Origin of the sequence: Dokdonia pacifica (assembly GCF_900188275.1) — a bacterium.
Taxonomy (GTDB): domain Bacteria; phylum Bacteroidota; class Bacteroidia; order Flavobacteriales; family Flavobacteriaceae; genus Dokdonia; species Dokdonia pacifica.
Map to the genome: position 1 here is coordinate 1,102,449 of NZ_FZNY01000001.1, position 16,997 is coordinate 1,119,445.

At 33.2% G+C, this 16,997-nt stretch carries 15 protein-coding genes; 12 read left to right on the forward strand and 3 right to left on the reverse strand.

Annotated elements, in window-relative coordinates:
* The first annotated feature begins 7 nt into the window (after positions 1–7).
* From fabF to pyk, 5 genes are all read left to right on the forward strand, one after another.
* Positions 8–1,261 carry a beta-ketoacyl-ACP synthase II gene (gene fabF / locus CHB80_RS04805; protein ID WP_089370279.1) on the forward strand — a complete coding sequence of 418 codons (1,254 nt, stop codon included), beginning with the start codon at positions 8–10 and terminating at the stop codon, positions 1,259–1,261.
* 4 nt (positions 1,262–1,265) lie between these two features.
* Complete coding sequence (rnc, locus tag CHB80_RS04810) at positions 1,266–2,003, forward strand: ribonuclease III (protein ID WP_089370280.1); 738 nt, start codon at positions 1,266–1,268, stop codon at positions 2,001–2,003.
* Between the two features lie 55 nt (positions 2,004–2,058).
* Positions 2,059–3,678, forward strand: a complete 1,620-nt coding sequence (locus tag CHB80_RS04815) for a sensor histidine kinase (protein ID WP_089370281.1) — start codon at positions 2,059–2,061, stop codon at positions 3,676–3,678.
* Between the two features lie 117 nt (positions 3,679–3,795).
* Positions 3,796–4,281 (forward strand): IPExxxVDY family protein, encoded by a 486-nt coding sequence (locus tag CHB80_RS04820; protein WP_089370282.1) that lies wholly within the window; start codon positions 3,796–3,798, stop codon positions 4,279–4,281.
* Positions 4,281–5,708 carry a pyruvate kinase gene (pyk, locus tag CHB80_RS04825; protein ID WP_089370283.1) on the forward strand — a complete coding sequence of 476 codons (1,428 nt, stop codon included), beginning with the start codon at positions 4,281–4,283 and terminating at the stop codon, positions 5,706–5,708. Before CHB80_RS04820 ends, pyk begins: the two co-directional genes overlap by 1 nt.
* A 74-nt stretch (positions 5,709–5,782) precedes the next feature.
* Here pyk and CHB80_RS04830 read toward each other — a convergent pair whose 3' ends face one another.
* The 3 genes from CHB80_RS04830 to uvrC all read right to left on the reverse strand — a co-directional run bounded on the left by CHB80_RS04830 (position 5,783) and on the right by uvrC (position 10,738).
* Entirely contained in the window at positions 5,783–6,592 is an 810-nt protein-coding gene (locus CHB80_RS04830; protein ID WP_089370284.1) for an SH3 domain-containing protein, read from the reverse strand.
* A gap of 124 nt (positions 6,593–6,716) precedes the next feature.
* Complete coding sequence (locus CHB80_RS04835) at positions 6,717–8,945, reverse strand: patatin-like phospholipase family protein (protein WP_089370285.1); 2,229 nt, start codon at positions 8,943–8,945, stop codon at positions 6,717–6,719.
* On the reverse strand, positions 8,945–10,738 hold the full coding sequence (gene uvrC, locus CHB80_RS04840) for an excinuclease ABC subunit UvrC (RefSeq protein ID WP_089370286.1): 1,794 nt from the start codon (positions 10,736–10,738) through the stop codon (positions 8,945–8,947). Before uvrC ends, CHB80_RS04835 begins: the two co-directional genes overlap by 1 nt.
* A gap of 190 nt (positions 10,739–10,928) precedes the next feature.
* Here uvrC and rimK point away from each other — a divergent pair, with 190 nt between their 5' ends.
* From rimK to CHB80_RS04875, 7 genes are all read left to right on the forward strand, one after another.
* Positions 10,929–11,801 carry a 30S ribosomal protein S6--L-glutamate ligase gene (gene rimK / locus CHB80_RS04845; RefSeq protein ID WP_089370287.1) on the forward strand — a complete coding sequence of 291 codons (873 nt, stop codon included), beginning with the start codon at positions 10,929–10,931 and terminating at the stop codon, positions 11,799–11,801.
* 8 nt (positions 11,802–11,809) lie between these two features.
* On the forward strand, positions 11,810–12,820 hold the full coding sequence (locus CHB80_RS04850; protein ID WP_089370288.1) for a succinylglutamate desuccinylase/aspartoacylase family protein: 1,011 nt from the start codon (positions 11,810–11,812) through the stop codon (positions 12,818–12,820).
* A complete protein-coding gene (locus CHB80_RS04855) occupies positions 12,789–13,352 on the forward strand; it encodes a 5-formyltetrahydrofolate cyclo-ligase (RefSeq protein WP_089370289.1) in 564 nt (187 codons plus the stop codon). Before CHB80_RS04850 ends, CHB80_RS04855 begins: the two co-directional genes overlap by 32 nt.
* Before the next feature lie 47 nt (positions 13,353–13,399).
* Positions 13,400–14,536 (forward strand): PAS domain-containing sensor histidine kinase, encoded by a 1,137-nt coding sequence (locus CHB80_RS04860; protein ID WP_089370290.1) that lies wholly within the window; start codon positions 13,400–13,402, stop codon positions 14,534–14,536.
* 166 nt (positions 14,537–14,702) lie between these two features.
* Positions 14,703–15,845, forward strand: coding sequence for a sensor histidine kinase (locus CHB80_RS04865; protein WP_089370291.1), 1,143 nt, complete (start codon positions 14,703–14,705; stop codon positions 15,843–15,845).
* A gap of 41 nt (positions 15,846–15,886) precedes the next feature.
* Positions 15,887–16,300: a response regulator gene (locus CHB80_RS04870; protein ID WP_089370292.1), complete on the forward strand. Its 414-nt coding sequence runs from the start codon at positions 15,887–15,889 to the stop codon at positions 16,298–16,300.
* Positions 16,301–16,489: 189 nt separating this feature from the next.
* Positions 16,490–16,969, forward strand: a complete 480-nt coding sequence (locus tag CHB80_RS04875) for a hypothetical protein (protein ID WP_089370293.1) — start codon at positions 16,490–16,492, stop codon at positions 16,967–16,969.
* The last annotated feature ends 28 nt before the right edge of the window (positions 16,970–16,997 follow it).

Genomic DNA, 16,997 nt, shown 5'->3' on the forward strand with positions numbered 1-16,997 from the left:
TAAACTTATGGAGTTAAAGCGAGTAGTAGTTACTGGACTTGGTGCACTTACACCAATAGGAAATAATATTCAAGAGTACTGGGATGGATTATCTTCAGGAAAAAGTGGGTGTGCTCCTATTACATATTATGATGCAGAAAAGTTCAAGACAAAATTTGCTTGTGAACTTAAAAACTTTAACGCTCTAGATTTCTTTGACCGTAAAGAAGCTAGAAGGTTAGACAAATTTGCCCAGTACGCGTTGGTGGCTTCAGATGAAGCCATCAATGATGCTGGAATTGACTTAGATAAAGTTGATAAATTCAGAGTGGGTGTTATTTGGGGTGCCGGAATTGGAGGATTAGAAACTTTTCAAAATGAAGTTATTAATTTTGCTCAAGGTGACGGTACACCTCGATTCAATCCTTTCTTCATTCCTAAAATGATCGCAGATATTGCACCCGGTAATATCTCTATTAAGCATGGCTTTATGGGACCAAATTATACAACGGTCTCTGCTTGTGCTTCTTCAGCAAATGCAATGATAGATGCTATGAACTATATACGTTTAGGGCATTGTGATATTATTGTTACTGGAGGAAGTGAAGCAGCTGTGACACAAGCAGGAATGGGAGGGTTTAATGCTATGCATGCATTATCTACTAGAAATGAAGATCCACAAGCTGCATCAAGACCTTTTGATGCAACACGTGATGGTTTTGTTCTAGGAGAAGGTGCAGGTGCATTAATATTAGAAGAATATGAACACGCAAAAGCTAGAGGAGCCCATATCTATGCAGAAGTTGTAGGTGGAGGTATGTCTAGTGATGCCTATCATATGACAGCACCACATCCTGATGGAATAGGTGTAGAACGTGTAATGCTTAATTGTTTACGTGATGCAGGAATGAGCCCGCAAGACGTAGATCATATTAATACGCATGGTACCTCTACTCCTTTAGGAGATGTCGCTGAGTTAAAAGCTATTTCTAAGGTTTTTGGAGATCACGCAAAAAACATCAATATTAATTCTACAAAATCTATGACGGGTCATCTTTTAGGTGCCGCTGGAGCTATAGAAGCCATTGCTTCTATACTTGCTATGAAACATAGTTTAGTACCTCCAACAATCAATCATAGTGTTGTAGACGAACGTATTGATCCTTCATTTAATCTTACATTAAATGAAGCACAACCTAAAGAAATCAATATAGCCATGAGTAATACCTTCGGTTTTGGAGGACATAATGCTTGTGTACTATTTAAAAAAATAGACGCTTAATATTATGAGCGGCATAAAAAAAATATTTTCTTCCCGTTCAGATACGAACGGGATTTTTTTTATGCGTATGCAAAGTATTTTAGGGTTTAAGCCTAAAGAAATAAGTCATTACGAAAAAGCATTTACACATAGATCTCTCGGGCTTAAAAAAGAAGATGGCAATCCTTTAAATTATGAACGATTAGAGTTTTTAGGAGATGCAATGCTAGGAGCTGTTATTGCAGCACACCTTTTTGAAGCAGTTCAAGGAGGAAATGAAGGATATCTTACTAAAATGCGATCTAAAGTTGTGAGTAGAAAGCACCTAAATGAATTAGGTAGTGAGCTCAATTTATTACGATATGTAAAAGCTAATATTCCAAAAGAAAACTTTGGAGTTAATATTCATGGAAATTTATTTGAAGCACTTATTGGGGCTATATATTTAGATCGAGGATATACCTATTGTAAAAAATTTATTTACAAAAGAGTCATAGAACCTTATGTGGATATAGAAAAACTTGAAGGTCGAATTATAAGTTATAAAAGTGTTCTTATAGAATGGTGTCAAAAAGAGAAAAAGACATTTAAGTTTGATACTTATGAAGATACTGGAAAAGATACCGTTAAACATTTTGCTGTTAGATTGTACATTGATGGTAAAATTGTAGCGAAAGCACGGGCAACATCTAAGAAAAAAGCAGAAGAGATAGCTTCCAAACGATCTTTTTATGCTTTTCAACGACAAATAGAAAACAAATAAGCTACATTGTTAAGATTTTATTTACATTTGTTGTTTAACAGAGCCCTAACTCTACATGTCGTTCCGTTTACCAAAAAAATATTATTTTGTTTTTGCACTATTTGCTATTATTAGTGGCATTCTCGTATTTTGGGCTGACTCATACATCACTGAAAAGGAAAAAACAAACAGGAAAATACGTTTAGAGAAGTTAAACAGAAAAACAGCTTCCGATTTTCAGAATGCACTGAATAACTATGCTACTTTGATGTCTGGCATACGTTCTTATGTTAAATTATCACCCGAATTCCCTTCCCAAGAAGCGCTTTATGAGTTTGTAAATTATCAGTTATCTGGTCTTCCTATAGATGATAGTTATGTTATTTCTTATGTAGATTCTACACACCTTTTTAAATATTCTTTTACTAAAGATCAAATCAATCCTAGCAACCTTATAGGAACTTCTATTAAAAACCTCGTAAGCGAGAAAGGAATGAGGTTAATGGAAAAGAAGTTAAACAAAAAGGATTATGTTGCTTTCAATCCTTATAATATCGTAGAAGGGCGCGTGGGATTACCTATCGGTTTTAAAGTTCATGATCATACAGGCTATTTTTCTATCATAAAAGATTTTAAGCCCATTATTGATCGTGTATATAGTAATATAGACACCTCTCAATATGCCTTTAGATTTAAAACATCTACAGGCGTTGAATTTGATAGAGAACGCGTATATGATGGGAAGAAGATATACAATACTAAAAAAGATGAGCAATACTGGAGAAACTTTAAATTACAGGATAGTGATTTTATAGGGACTCAAATTCCTTTTTTCAATAAGAAGTTTATTATAGAAACCGCTTATAAAAAACCTTATAAGAGAAACCCTGGGTTACTATTAATGATGATACTATGGTATACGTTGCTTTTAAGTTTTATGCTATCTGTTATTATACAAATGTATGTATACAAGCGTAAAAACAGAACAATAGCAAAACAGAAAAAAGAACTATCAGAACATGTTGCTACAAAAAATAAGTTCTTTACTATTATTGCTCATGATCTTAGAAGTCCTTTATCTTCTGTGATTAATTTTTTAGATCTTTTAAAAGAAGAGCAAAATCCAAACAATCAAACAAATCAAATTATAGATGCTTTAGGAGATTCTAGTAAAAATAGCCTCTCTCTTTTAGATAATTTATTAAAATGGTCGAAAATTCAAACTGGCAAAATCCACTACGAGCCACAAAAAATTGATATTCTTAATCTTATAAAAGATCAGGTGAAAATTCAAAAACAACAGGCCACTAGAAAAAATATAAACATTGTTATAGAAGCAAGTACAAATAGTAAGGTCATGGCCGATAAAAATATGATTGCTACTGTGATTCGTAATTTATTATCTAATGCTATTAAGTATTCCCATCCTCAAGGAATTATTGTTATAGAATTAAATAAGGTAGATAATTCTTTAGCTTTTAGTATTGAAGATAATGGTATTGGTATCCCTGAAGAATACCTCGCTTCTCTATTTGATGTTACCAAAATAACAACTCAAAAAGGAACTTTAAAAGAAAAAGGTTCTGGATTGGGACTTATATTATCTAAACAATTTATAGAAATCCATAATGGAGTCCTGATAATAGAAAGTACACAAGGCAAAGGAACTATTGCCTCTTTTACACTTCCGATATAAAATCTTTACTTAATTATCTAACTCAAACGTTTGCGTATCTTTTTATACAAGATTGTCGCTTATAACCATACTCCATAAGATTACTTTTGTGTATCTTTAAATTTCGCAGTCATTTTTATGGGGACATTTAAACTAGTATTAGAGGATGATTTTGGTTATGACTTTACGCTTATTGCTATACATGGAGCTATAGAGTCTTATTACCTTGCCTATTTACTTAATAAGCATTTAAAACTTAGACTTAAAAGAAGTAGGAATGATTTAATTATAAGTCATGATGTTATAGCTGCTGAGTTTCCTATGTATGAATATCATAACGAAAAACAATACACAACCTATCATCTTTTTAGTAATCTTACAAGAATTAAAAAAGAACCTGCCGATAATCTTTCTAGCCTGTTTAAAACCGAAACTGCTATAGAAAGACGTTTTTTTTTAGAAGATTTACCTCGTGTAGACTATTTATTAAAAATACGTGAAGAAGGAAGTGGTTTTGCAAAAACAAAAACACTAAAAGAACTTAATCAAATACCACAAATTATAACAGCATATACTGTTGATATAGAAGAACTTAAAACTAAAGAAAACTTAATTTTTGAATAATGCCAACTAGAAAAAAAACCAAAATTGTTGCTACCTTAGGTCCTGCTACAAGTACTGAAGAGACTCTTTTAAAAATGATGAAAGAAGGGGTTGATGTTTTTAGAATTAATTTTTCACATGCCGATTATGAAGATGTCATAGAGCGTATTAAAATGATTCGTAATCTTAGTAAAAAACACAAATACAATACTTCCATTTTAGCAGATCTTCAAGGGCCAAAACTAAGAGTAGGGCGTATGAAAGAAGAAGTAGTTGTAAACCCTGGTGATAAAATTACTTTCTCTACAAAAGAAGAATTTGAAGGAACTAAAGACAGCGTATATATGAATTATGCTCAGTTTCCTAATGATGTAAAAAAAGGCGAACGTATTTTACTAGATGATGGTAAACTTATGTTTGAAGTGGTAAAAACTGATGGTAAAAACGAAGTAGAAGCGAAGGTTATACAAGGCGGTCCTCTACGTTCAAAAAAGGGTGTAAATCTTCCAAATACAAATATTTCTCTACCAGCATTAACAGAGAAAGATGTGAAAGATGCCATTTTTGCAATCAGTCAAAAAGTAGATTGGATTGCACTTTCTTTTGTAAGGCATGCAGAAGACTTAAAACAACTTCAAGCAATAATAGACAAACATTCAGATCATAAGATTCCAATCATAGCAAAAATTGAAAAACCAGAAGCTGTAGAAAACATAGATAAGATTGTTGCTTATTGTGATGGTTTAATGGTTGCCCGTGGAGATTTAGGTGTAGAGATTCCAGCAGAAGAGGTTCCGCTTATCCAAAAAAAGCTAGTTCTTAGAGCTAAAAAAGCTCGTATCCCTGTAATTATAGCAACTCAGATGATGGAAACAATGATTTCTAGCCTCACTCCTACAAGAGCAGAGGTAAATGATGTTGCAAACTCAGTTATGGATGGAGCAGACGCTGTAATGCTTAGTGGAGAAACATCCGTTGGAAAATACCCTGTACAGGTAATCCAAAAAATGGCTTCCATACTAAAAAATGTAGAAGACTCTGAACTTATTCAAGTACCTCAGGATCCACCACATATTCGTACAAAACGATATATTACGAAAGCTATTTGTTATCATGCGGCACATATGGCAAATGAAATTAGCGCCAAAGCAATTTCAACACTTACAAATAGCGGATATACTGCCTTTCAAATATCTGCTTGGAGACCACAAGCACACATCTTAGTATTTACATCAAACAAACGTATCTTAACACAACTTAATCTTTTATGGGGTGTTAAGGCTATCTTTTATGATAAATATGTAAGTACAGATGAAACAGTAGAAGATGTCAATAAGATTGCACATGAAAGAGGATTTGTAAAGAAAGGAGATATGCTTATAAATTTAGCCGCAATGCCTATCGTAGAAAAAGGGATGGTAAACACTTTACGTGTTTCAGAAGTATAATAATCTTCTTCTATTTGAAAAAAATAAAAAGCGTTCCTGAGGAACGCTTTTTTAATTCTTAAGATCTAAACTTCTTATTTAGAAACCTCAACCTCTTTTACAATAAATCCTTTTTTATCTTTTGCAATAGTAACGCTTCTACTATAACCTCTTAACTGATAAGAATATACAATCGATGTGATTTCTGATGTAGTCCCTCTATTTACTGCTATTTCATCTTTAAATGTTTTTTCTCTTTTGTTACTATTAGCTACTATCTCAGATTTTTTCTTTGAAACAAGATCTGGTTGTAGGCTTTTAGGCAAATCGAATAATTCTTTAGTAATTCTATATGCTTCTGTCCAGGTAGAGGCAGGTAGCTCAATGCGTGTTGTAATACCAAATGCTTCCCCTTTTGGGTTTTTAATCTTAGTAACCTTTACGGTATGATCTTTTGTAGAGATACGTTTTGCATAGCCCTCTACAGATTCCCCTTCTTGTGGAGGGGCTAATCGTGTAAGATATCCATCAAAAACAAAACCTCTCGCCCCTTGATATTCTACCTCAATCATATCTCCCGTTATGCCAGCAATGGTCATTGTTGTGTGTTCTGGAGAGCTGAGGTGTTTTATTTGTGATCCATAAGGAAGTGTCAATATTTTCTTTGAACGTAAATTTGTACCTGATCGTAATGAAAGACCGCTCGTGGCGTTTACATAAAATACCGAAGCAACTGGAGCTTCTGTTGGTGTATCTAATTGTGCTAATAATGGCTTTTCTGAGGCAATGTCACTCTTCTTTTCAGAAGTTGTAGCATCCTTTTTAGGAGTTACCTCTTTTTGTGTGTTTGTACAGCTAGTTAGTAAAATAGTTGCAGCGGCGATAGTTGTGATGATAATCTTCATAATAAACAGGTTTTAGTTAAACAATTTATTATGGAAACACATATAACGTGCCATTATTTTAATTGATTATGTTAAAAAATTGATAATAATTCAAAATTTTAACTTAAAACGATCAAATAATTAATTAAAATTGAAAACCAATAGCAATAAACCACTCTCCCGCCTTTACTTCAGGACTGTATGTATACTTCAATTCAAGCGGACCCAAAAAGGTATCCATGCCGTACCCTAATGCATATCCAGTAAAATCAGGACTTGTAAGCCACTCTTCAGAAGTAAAAAGATTATACCCTGCATTTGCAATATTTACACCTATATTCAAATGATTTTTTTTAAGAAACTCATAATCTATAGAAAACCCTGCTTTTACATATCCATCTCCAGCAACACTTATAAAATCATATCCATAAAAAGGAACTAGATTATTGATCTTTTTATTGCCATACCCACCTAGAAAAAAATCAAGAGATCGCACATCTTCTCCTCCTATTTTAAATCCCCCACTTATTTCTGATAGAAATGTCCATTTTTTAGCAATACTTGCTGCATACAAGAAATAGGCATTTGCAATAGAAAACTCAGTAAAATTATCATTGAAGTCTGAAGAAAAAAGGGTTAAATCAAAATCGCCATCAAAATACACTCCTGATTTAGGAAAATATCTATTGTCTAAAGAGTCATATCGCAACTGTCCATAAGCTCCAAAAAAATGACTCTTTTCAAAAACAGAGCCAGGGATATCATCATCATCGTCTACAGTTTCTGTTTCTACATCCAAGAACTTATGCTGGACACCTAAATCTAAAGAAAATTGTTTTACAAATAATGTCTGTAGATAAAGCTGATTAGTGATATCTTGATAATCTAATGTAACTCTACTAAGCCCTGTTAAATCAGCACTGCTCACTTCCTCTACAAGTCGGGCGCTTACCCCCTTTTCAAAATTATTATACGTAGATCTTATCCCTACACTCCAATAATAACCCTTATCTATATAGTAATTAAAAGCATATCGGATATTATCTCCTATAATAAGATCAAACGTAGCAATATCATTATCAAAAAGAATGCGTTTTCTTGTATAATTTACAAGCGCTGCGCTTCGATATAAATCATCATAATGTAACCCTAAACCTATAGACTGCTTACTTTTAGATTCTTGAACATCTATCTTTAATAATGTGCCTTCTGGAATGGGCTTAAAACGATGCCCTATACGATCAAAATTTGCTGTTGCCGCAAGATTATTAATTCCATTACTGAAACGTTCATAATCTAATGTAACTGGCGGATCTAATTGTAATTTTCCTAAGATGTAAGAACGTGTATAATCTTTATTTCCACGTATCACAACAGCATCTATTTTGATACTATCCTTTAGTTTAGGTTCCTCTATACGCTTTCGCGAAAGCGTACGCTGTTTTGTCGCAATTTCTTTTAACGCATCAAATTGTTTTAAGGCTTCAGTCTCTCCACGATCAATAATCACATTAGCTTGATCAAAATCTACCACACTAAAATCTTTGATATCAGGCCGTATATACACATCTGTACTATCTCGCTTACCTTCCATTTCCTTTATAGTACGGTAGTTATTAATCTGTAAAAAAATATCTGGAGCCGTCGTAAGCTTGTCTCTCTTACGAAGTCCGTCTTGTACATCTATTCCTATGATAACATCAACTCCTTTGGCGCGAAGTTCGTTGATGGGATAATTGTTTAAAACTCCCCCATCTATAAGGATTCTGTCTCCTAAAGTAACAGGTTTAAATAACGTAGGAAGTGCACCACTTGCACTTATGGCTTCTGGTAAAAAACCGGTGTCTAAAATTACTTGTTCTGCTTTTTCTATATCAGTAGCAACACAAAAAAATGGAATAGGTAATTGTGTAAAATCATTGGTGTCGCTTACATGTTCCAGAAGTCGAATCAATAGATTATAGGTATTCTGCCCTTTAGAAATAGATTGTGGGAGTGATAATTTAAAATTATCAAAGGGTAATGAAACGGCATACTTCTCTGATGCTTCTTTTTCATAAAATGTCTTTGCCTTACGTGGCAACTCATCTTGAATGATTTTATCAAAATCTACTGCTCTAAAAAGAGAGTCTAATTGCGTTGCACTATATCCAGAAGCGTATAACCCTCCTACAATAGCACCCATACTTGTTCCAGCAACATAATCTACTCGTACACCTGCCTCTTCTAATACTTTAAGTACACCCACATGTGCAAGCCCTTTTGCACCACCACCACTCAACACAACACCCACTTTAAGGTCTTGTTCATGAGTTACCTGAGCACTTAAAGAAAGCACACAAAACAACAACAAAAATGTAAGTTTTAGTTTCACTACTTTGTATGATAATGATTATAAATTATAGCCGCTTTTGAGGTTCCCACTACTTCTGTAAGGCTTTTTTTACTTGCTTCTTTTACTTTAGAAACCGATCTGTAATGTTTCAACAATGTAACAATTGTTTTTTCTCCTATTCCTGAGATTTCTTCTAGTTCTGTACCTAACGCAGCATTGCTTCTTTTATTTCTATGAAAAGTGATTCCAAAGCGATGGGCCTCATTACGTAATTGTTGTATAATTTTAAGGCTTTCTGTTTTTTTATCCAGGTATAATGGAATACTATCCCCTGGATAGTAAATCTCTTCCAGTCGTTTTGCAATACCTACAATAGCTATTTTGCCTCGTAACCCTAATGTTTCTAACGCTTTTAAACCACTAGAGAGCTGTCCTTTTCCTCCATCTACGATAATGAGCTGCGGTAGCGGTTCGTCCTCTTCAAGTAGTCTTTTGTAACGTCTAAAAACCACCTCTTCCATACTTGCAAAATCATCGGGTCCTTCTACTGTTTTTATATTAAACTTGCGATAGTCTTTTTTGCTGGGTTTTCCATTTTTAAAAACTACACAAGCGGCTACAGGATTTGTTCCTTGTATGTTAGAATTATCAAAACATTCTATATGTCTAGGCTCTTCAGAAAGTCTTAAATCTACTTTCATCTGTGCCATAATTCTATTGGTATGTCGGTCTGGATCTACAATTTTAGTTTGTTTAAAACGCTCCATTCTATAGTACTTTGCATTGCGTTCTGAAAGTTCTAAGATGCGTTTTTTATCCCCTAATTTAGGGATCGTTACCTTTATTGAATCTCCTAGGTCAACTTCAAAAGGCACATAAATCTCTTTAGATTGTGAATCAAATCGCTGCTGAATTTCTATGATTCCTATTTCTAGCAATTCTTTATCTGTCTCGTCAAGTCGTTTTTTAAGTTCTAGCGTATGAGATCTAATAATAGCCCCATGTGATAATTGTAAAAAATTCACATACCCATAGCCTTCATCACTAATAATAGAAAACACATCTACATTGGTGATTTTAGGGTTTACAACGGTACTTTTTGCTTGGTAATTTTCAAGAATGTCTAATTTTTCTTTAATGCGTTGTGCTTCCTCAAACTCCATAGCGGCCGCATGTTTTTGCATCTGGTTTTTAAACTGATGTAAGGATTCTTTAAAATCACCTCGTACTATCTGACGAATGTGTTCTACATGCTTGTGATAATCTTCTTCTGTTTGTTTTCCTTCACAACCTCCTTCACAATTACCAAGATGATATTCTAAACAAACTTTATATTTTCCAGCTTCTATCTTTTCTCTAGACAGATCATAATTACACGTTCTGAGCTTATATAGACTTTTAATAAGATCTAGTAAGATCTTTACTGTTTTCATGCTTGTATAAGGCCCGTAATACTCACTTCCGTCTTTAATTAAGCGTCGTGTAGGAAATACTCTAGGGAAACGCTCATTTTTTATACAAATCCATGGATAACTTTTATCATCTTTTAAAAGGACATTATATCGAGGTTGATATTTTTTAATCAGATTATTCTCTAGAAGCAATGCGTCGGTTTCTGTGGCCACTACAATATGACGTACTTCATGTATTTTTTTAACCATTGTACGAATACGACCATTATCAATAGTTTTATTAAAATACGAGAGCACTCTTTTCTTTAAATTCTTTGCCTTTCCTACATAAAGTAACTTCTCTTCTTTATCATAATACTGATAGATTCCAGGGCTTGTTGGGAGTGTTTTTAATTGTATGTCTAGTTGAGAAAGCTCCATACTCAAAGATATAGATTCTCTTGGATAGACGCTATGAGATATGCATAAAAAGTACGCTTTCGCGAAAGCGTATAAAGAATCCTTACAACCCTTAAAAAACACATTCATTAAATTATGTAAATTGCAAAAGTGATTCTTGTTAAGAAGAAACAATTCTTACAAATGAATTTCTTTTTTAAATCTCTCTTTCATGAATTTGAAAATACTTTCTCGTAATGCACATCTATATTCTACAAAAAGACTTGTAGAAGTAGGTTTGCAAAGAGGTCATAGTGTAGAGGTCGTTGATCCCTTAAAATGTGATCTTATCATTCAAAAAAAGAACCCAACGGTGTACTATAAAGGTAGGCATCTTGATACTACAGATGCTATTATACCTCGTATAGGAACTTCAATAACGTATTACGGAACAGCCGTGGTAAGACAGTTTCAAATGATGGGGGCTTTTACGACAACCACTTCAGACTCTCTTATTAAAAGTAGAGACAAATTGCGAAGCTTACAGATTCTTTCTAAGTGTAAGTTAGGACTTCCTAAAACTATTTTTACAAACTATTCTAGAGATGTAAAGGAAGCCATACAGCATGTAGGTGGTGCTCCCTTGGTCATAAAATTATTAGAAGGTACGCAAGGTCTGGGAGTGGTTCTTGCTGAAACAGAAAATGCTGCCGAATCAGTAATCGAAGCCTTTAATGGTCTTGAAGCAAGGGTTATTGTACAAGAGTATATTAAAGAAGCTCAAGGAGCAGATTTAAGAGCTTTTGTTGTAGATGGAAAGATTGTAGGTGCTATGAAGCGTCAGGCAAAAGAAGGAGAATTCAGATCTAATTTACATCGAGGAGGCACTGCGAGAATTATTAGACTTTCTGAAGCCGAGCAATATGCGGCTATTAAAGCCGCTGAGGCGATGGGGTTAGGAGTTGCTGGAGTTGATATGTTACAAAGTGATAGAGGCCCTCTTATTTTAGAAGTAAACTCGTCACCAGGACTTGAAGGGATAGAAAGAGCTACCGGAACAGACATTGCGACCGCAATTATTTCCTATATTGAGCGAAATATATAAAGAGATACATGGCATTTATAGATACTGATAATATACTCACCTTATTAGGTCAAAAAGTAGCACCGGGCGAAAGTGCTACTATCAACTTTAATCTTGCCAAATTATACACTACGTCATCTGTTGAGATACCAGTTATTGTGGAGCGCTCTAAAAAAAGAGGGCCTGTTATTTTAATTACGTCTGGTATTCATGGAGATGAAATAAATGGTGTTGAAATTGTACGTCAACTTATCGCTAAAAAAATAAACAGGCCTAAAAAGGGAACAGTTATTTGTATTCCTGTTCTCAATATCTTTGGGTTTTTGGATATGAAACGTGCCTTTCCAGATGGAAGAGATTTAAATCGTGTGTTTCCAGGAAACCCAAGAGGGTCTTTAGCTAGTAGATTTGCCTATCAGTTTGTAAAAAAAATACTTCCTATTGCAGATTACTGTTTAGATTTTCATACAGGAGGTGCAAGTAGGTTTAATGCGGCACAAATTCGTATAGAACCTCAAAATAAAATCGCTGCCGAGTTTGCTGCCATTTTTAATGCCCCATTTACATTACATTCAAAAACAATCCCAAAATCATACAGAGCAACGTGCTCTAGATTAGGGGTTCCTGTTTTATTGTTTGAAGGGGGCAAATCTAAAGTAAGTGATAAGGAAATTGCTAGAGTAGGAGTAGATGGAGCCATTCGTTTTTTAAATCACTTAGGGATGTTAAGAGCAGCTATTGAAGTGCCAGCTATTCAAGAACACTCTGTTCTTGTAGAAGCCACCAGATGGATGCGCGCAAAATACAGTGGATTAATGCATGTAAAAGTAACATGTGGACAATATATATCTAAAGGAGAGCATATCGCAACTATAACTGATCCCTATGGGAAATTTAGACATCCCGTAAATGCTCCACATGATGGGTACATTATTAATGTAAATGAAGCCTCTCTTGTATATCAAGGAGATGCAATCTTTAATATCTCTACAGATAAAACCACTAGACATGGAAAAAAAGAAGCTGAGGAAGAAGTATAAAGAACTCAGAGCAAATTTATCTGAAGAAGAAATAGACACAAAAAGCCTAGCCATAGCAAATCATTCTCTTGAATTAGACATATGGGACTATGAATACTATCATATTTTTTTACCTATAGTCAAACAAAAAGAAGTAGATACTTCATACATTTTAAATATTCTTCAAGGAAAAGATAAACACATACTTATTTCAAAAAGTGATTTTACAACAAATCGTATGAAGCATTATTTACTTACAGATGCTACACGATTTGTTATAAACGATTATGGAATTCCAGAACCTGAAAATGGTATTGAGATAGATTCAAAAAAAATAGATGTTATTTTCTTGCCTTTATTAGCTTATGACCTTCAGGGAAATAGAGTTGGATATGGCAAAGGGTTTTATGACAGGTTCCTTTCTGAGTGTAAAAAAGAGGTTGTAAAAGTAGGTCTTTCATTCTTTGAACCCGAGATGAGGGAAATACGTAAGGATGATACGGATTTACCTCTAAACTACTGTATATCAGCAAGAAAGATACATAAATATTAGTTTTTATTACAAAATTTAGATATATTATGAATCCCAAATCATAATATATGTTACTAAAAAGACGAAATCGCTTCAGTGTTTTTTCCTCTAAGATAAACACCTCCAGTTATATAAATTCTTTATGTAATAGTTTTCGTTATCATGATATTTCAAATGTAACCGCTTCTGGATATTGGGGTGTAGATTTTATTAAAAAACAATCTCATTTAGACCCTCAAGCAAGAAAACTGTTGCAAATACCTTCAGATTATATCCCTTCTTTAAAAACTGGCTATCGTTTTTTTGATCTAAATGATCTAGAAAAAGCAGCTACTTTATTTTCCTTATGCTCAAAAGGAGAATCGTTCAAGACGGAAATAAAAATGAAAACTTTTCATGGAAAAGCTTTTTATGCTAGAGCACAAGGAAAAGCTATAAAAAATGAGCAAGGTAATATCATAGGAATACGAGGTGTTTTCCAAAACATTGAGGAAGAAAAAAAGCAAGAATTAAGATTACAAAAATCTCTTAAACATACTGAAAAACAAAATATGTGGTTATATCAATTATCTCACATTGTAAGTCATAATCTCCATGCTCATGTATGTAATTTACAGCTTACTTCTAAGCTTATAGATGTTGAAACATTAACCAAAGATCAGGAGGAGTTGGTTAATAGTATAAAAAGCATTAGTCATCGTTTAGAATGTACCTTGGAGCACCTTAATACAATTGCTACTTTACATAGTACTAATAAAAAGCTTCAATACATTGTTGTAAAAGATCTATATCAAGAAGTAATTCAAAAAATTAAAAATTCTAATATCCAGCAAAGAGCATTATACTATACTGAGTTTTCTGAAGTTGAAGTTGTAAAATATATTCCTGCATATTTAAAAAACATTCTTTTTCATCTTATTAAAAATTCTCTATTAAATAAGCATCCTGAAAGAGAGTGTGAAATCAATGTATTTACCTATGAAGAAAACAAAAAAATATACTTAGTTGTTAAAGACAATGGAATTGGATTAAGCCAAAATAAGATAGATTATTTACTATCAAAAACTCAGACTGGGTATTCTTATGTAGAAGATGAATCTGGTCTGGGTATTTTTCTTATAAAAAGTCAAGTAGAAGCTATGGGGGGAACTTTATTGATAGAAAGTAAATTGGGAAAGGGAGCAAAATTTACTATACAGCTATAACAAAAATGCTTCAGAAATAATTAAAATTGATTGTTTTTTCCGTGCTTAACAGTTTGAAATATCGACAAAATACACGTATTTATCGGCGAAAAACGCATTTTCTTTCAAAAAAGCATATTAATTCAAAAAAATCTAACTAACTTACGACGTTGAACATTCAATTGTCATGGAGTTAAAATCTATTAAAAAACATTTACGCCCCTCTTTAAAACGCATCTCTGAAGAAAAAACAAATTTCTTTGCTATGGATGATTTCTATTATGAAGAAATCTCTAATCTTACACAAGCTGGAGGATGGAGTGTTGATTTTGTAAACAAAAAAAGTTTTTTTGACAAGCAAGCAAGAAGAATACTTAAAGTCCCAGATACATATATACCTACTTTAAATCAATCTTACTTATTTTATGCTGAAGAGCATATGCAAAAAGCAACCAATTTGTTTTTTGCCTGTGCCCAAGGAGAATCTTTCTCTGCCGAAGTCAAAATGGTTACCTATACAAAAGAGGTGTTTTGGGCAAAAGCCCATGGTAAACCTGTAAAAAACGAAGAAGGAGAAATTATAGGTATACGAGGTGTCTTTCAGAGTATAGATGATGAAAAGAAAAAAGAACTACAGATAGAAGCTTCACTAGATATTATAGAAGGACATAATAAGCGGCTATATAATTTTGCGCACATTGTATCACACAACTTAAGATCACATGTGAGTAATCTACAATTAACCACAGCTCTTTTTGAAACTAAAAATTTAGATCAGGATCAAAAAGAACTTTTTGATAATTTCTCTAAAATTGCTACAAACCTAGATGTAACTCTAAAGCATCTTAATGAAATTGTTACATTACAAACAAATGTTAATAAAGAAAAAGAGAACGTAAACATAGAGATAGTATACAAAAGAGTTATAAATTCTATACGACAAATAAGCCTTCAAAACAGAGTCGTATACTATACTGAATTTTCTGAGGTTGAAGAGTTTCCATATGTATCTGCATACTTAGAAAGTATATTACATAACCTTATCACTAATGCTATTAAATACAAGCATCCAGATAGAGATCCTGAAATAAATATTTTTACCTACGAAGAAGATAAAAAGAACTATCTTGTGGTTAAAGATAATGGACTAGGAATAGATCTTGAAAAATATGGCACTCAGCTTTTTCAAATGTATAAAACCTTCCATAATCATGAAGATTCAACTGGATTAGGTTTATTTTTAACCAAAAGCCAAGTAGAGTCTTTAGGAGGAAAAATTACTGTAGAAAGTACCGTTGGCAAAGGTTCTAAATTTACAGTGCAATTATAAAACTAACGAAATCAATTATAAATTTCATTAATCCCCTTACAATGAAATACCCAATAGAAATGGCCTGTATTATTGATGATGATGATATGTACGTAAACCTCATCACCAAGATACTAGATATGAAAAATCTTGTAAAAAACCTTCTAATCTTCAAAAACGGAAAAGAAGCATTAGATTATTTTGTGGGTGCATTAAAAAAACTAGAAGAACGTAAAATCCCTCAAGTGATTCTTTTAGATTTAAATATGCCCGTAATGAATGGTTGGCAATTCCTTAGCAGTCTAAGTGAGTATGATTTTCCAGAATTAAAAGACTCTACACTGTATATTGTGAGTTCGTCTATTAACCCTGTTGATATGGAGCGTTCAAAAACAATAGGTTTAGTTACAGATTTTTTAATTAAACCCGTAACGATGGATCAATTATCAGAAATCTTTATGGATAAGTCTGCTTAATTTTTTCTTTATAACATCTTTTTTGATTTAATACGTAACTAATCCCAGTAAGCTAATATTCTTAATTTAATAAGTATATAGTGTATTAATCTTGTGAGACTATATAATTTCAACTAGTTTTATATAGTTGATTAACTATTGCGTTTATGGCATCAATATTGAATGATATAAACAATAAACAAACAGCTCATGAGACTTGTTATTTCTCCTTTTATCATAATTACTACGATCATTATGTCTAGTTGTGGTGGTCATAAAAACACTTCCTTTGAAAAAGAAGGAACTCTAGTATTTAAAAATGCTACCTATTCAAAATGGGTTGCAGGTATTAAAGGTGGAGGTGCTGGATATAATATCAACCTATTGCTTGATCAAGACTATCAGGAGGTCAAATTAGATTCTCTTTATTTTAAAGAATTTAGCACTTCACTTATAGGAAATGGTGCAGGCCTTTATACTGGCTATATTGATAACGGACAAAATAGCGAAGTACTAACTCCTGTTTATGGAGAAAGTCCAAAAGTAACAGAGACTCCGAATCAAAAAAACCTACAGACACTATTTGAATTGACAGGCGACGAAGCTGTTGTCTCTTATTTACAGGATGGAGATACTAAATATTATAAACTTACGCTTACTCGTAATACATCTATATCATTGCCTAGATAATACAGAAAAGATATTTTTGTACGCTAGA

Coding starts and splice junctions, on each gene's coding strand:
- fabF (WP_089370279.1), top strand. CDS start 8: ATGGAGTTAAAGCGAGTAGTAGTTACTGGACTTGGTGCACTTACACCA.
- rnc (WP_089370280.1), top strand. CDS start 1,266: ATGAGCGGCATAAAAAAAATATTTTCTTCCCGTTCAGATACGAACGGG.
- CHB80_RS04815 (WP_089370281.1), top strand. CDS start 2,059: ATGTCGTTCCGTTTACCAAAAAAATATTATTTTGTTTTTGCACTATTT.
- CHB80_RS04820 (WP_089370282.1), top strand. CDS start 3,796: ATGGGGACATTTAAACTAGTATTAGAGGATGATTTTGGTTATGACTTT.
- pyk (WP_089370283.1), top strand. CDS start 4,281: ATGCCAACTAGAAAAAAAACCAAAATTGTTGCTACCTTAGGTCCTGCT.
- CHB80_RS04830 (WP_089370284.1), bottom strand. CDS start 6,592: ATGAAGATTATCATCACAACTATCGCCGCTGCAACTATTTTACTAACT.
- uvrC (WP_089370286.1), bottom strand. CDS start 10,738: ATGGAGCTTTCTCAACTAGACATACAATTAAAAACACTCCCAACAAGC.
- rimK (WP_089370287.1), top strand. CDS start 10,929: ATGAATTTGAAAATACTTTCTCGTAATGCACATCTATATTCTACAAAA.
- CHB80_RS04850 (WP_089370288.1), top strand. CDS start 11,810: ATGGCATTTATAGATACTGATAATATACTCACCTTATTAGGTCAAAAA.
- CHB80_RS04855 (WP_089370289.1), top strand. CDS start 12,789: ATGGAAAAAAAGAAGCTGAGGAAGAAGTATAAAGAACTCAGAGCAAAT.
- CHB80_RS04860 (WP_089370290.1), top strand. CDS start 13,400: ATGTTACTAAAAAGACGAAATCGCTTCAGTGTTTTTTCCTCTAAGATA.
- CHB80_RS04865 (WP_089370291.1), top strand. CDS start 14,703: ATGGAGTTAAAATCTATTAAAAAACATTTACGCCCCTCTTTAAAACGC.
- CHB80_RS04870 (WP_089370292.1), top strand. CDS start 15,887: ATGAAATACCCAATAGAAATGGCCTGTATTATTGATGATGATGATATG.
- CHB80_RS04875 (WP_089370293.1), top strand. CDS start 16,490: ATGAGACTTGTTATTTCTCCTTTTATCATAATTACTACGATCATTATG.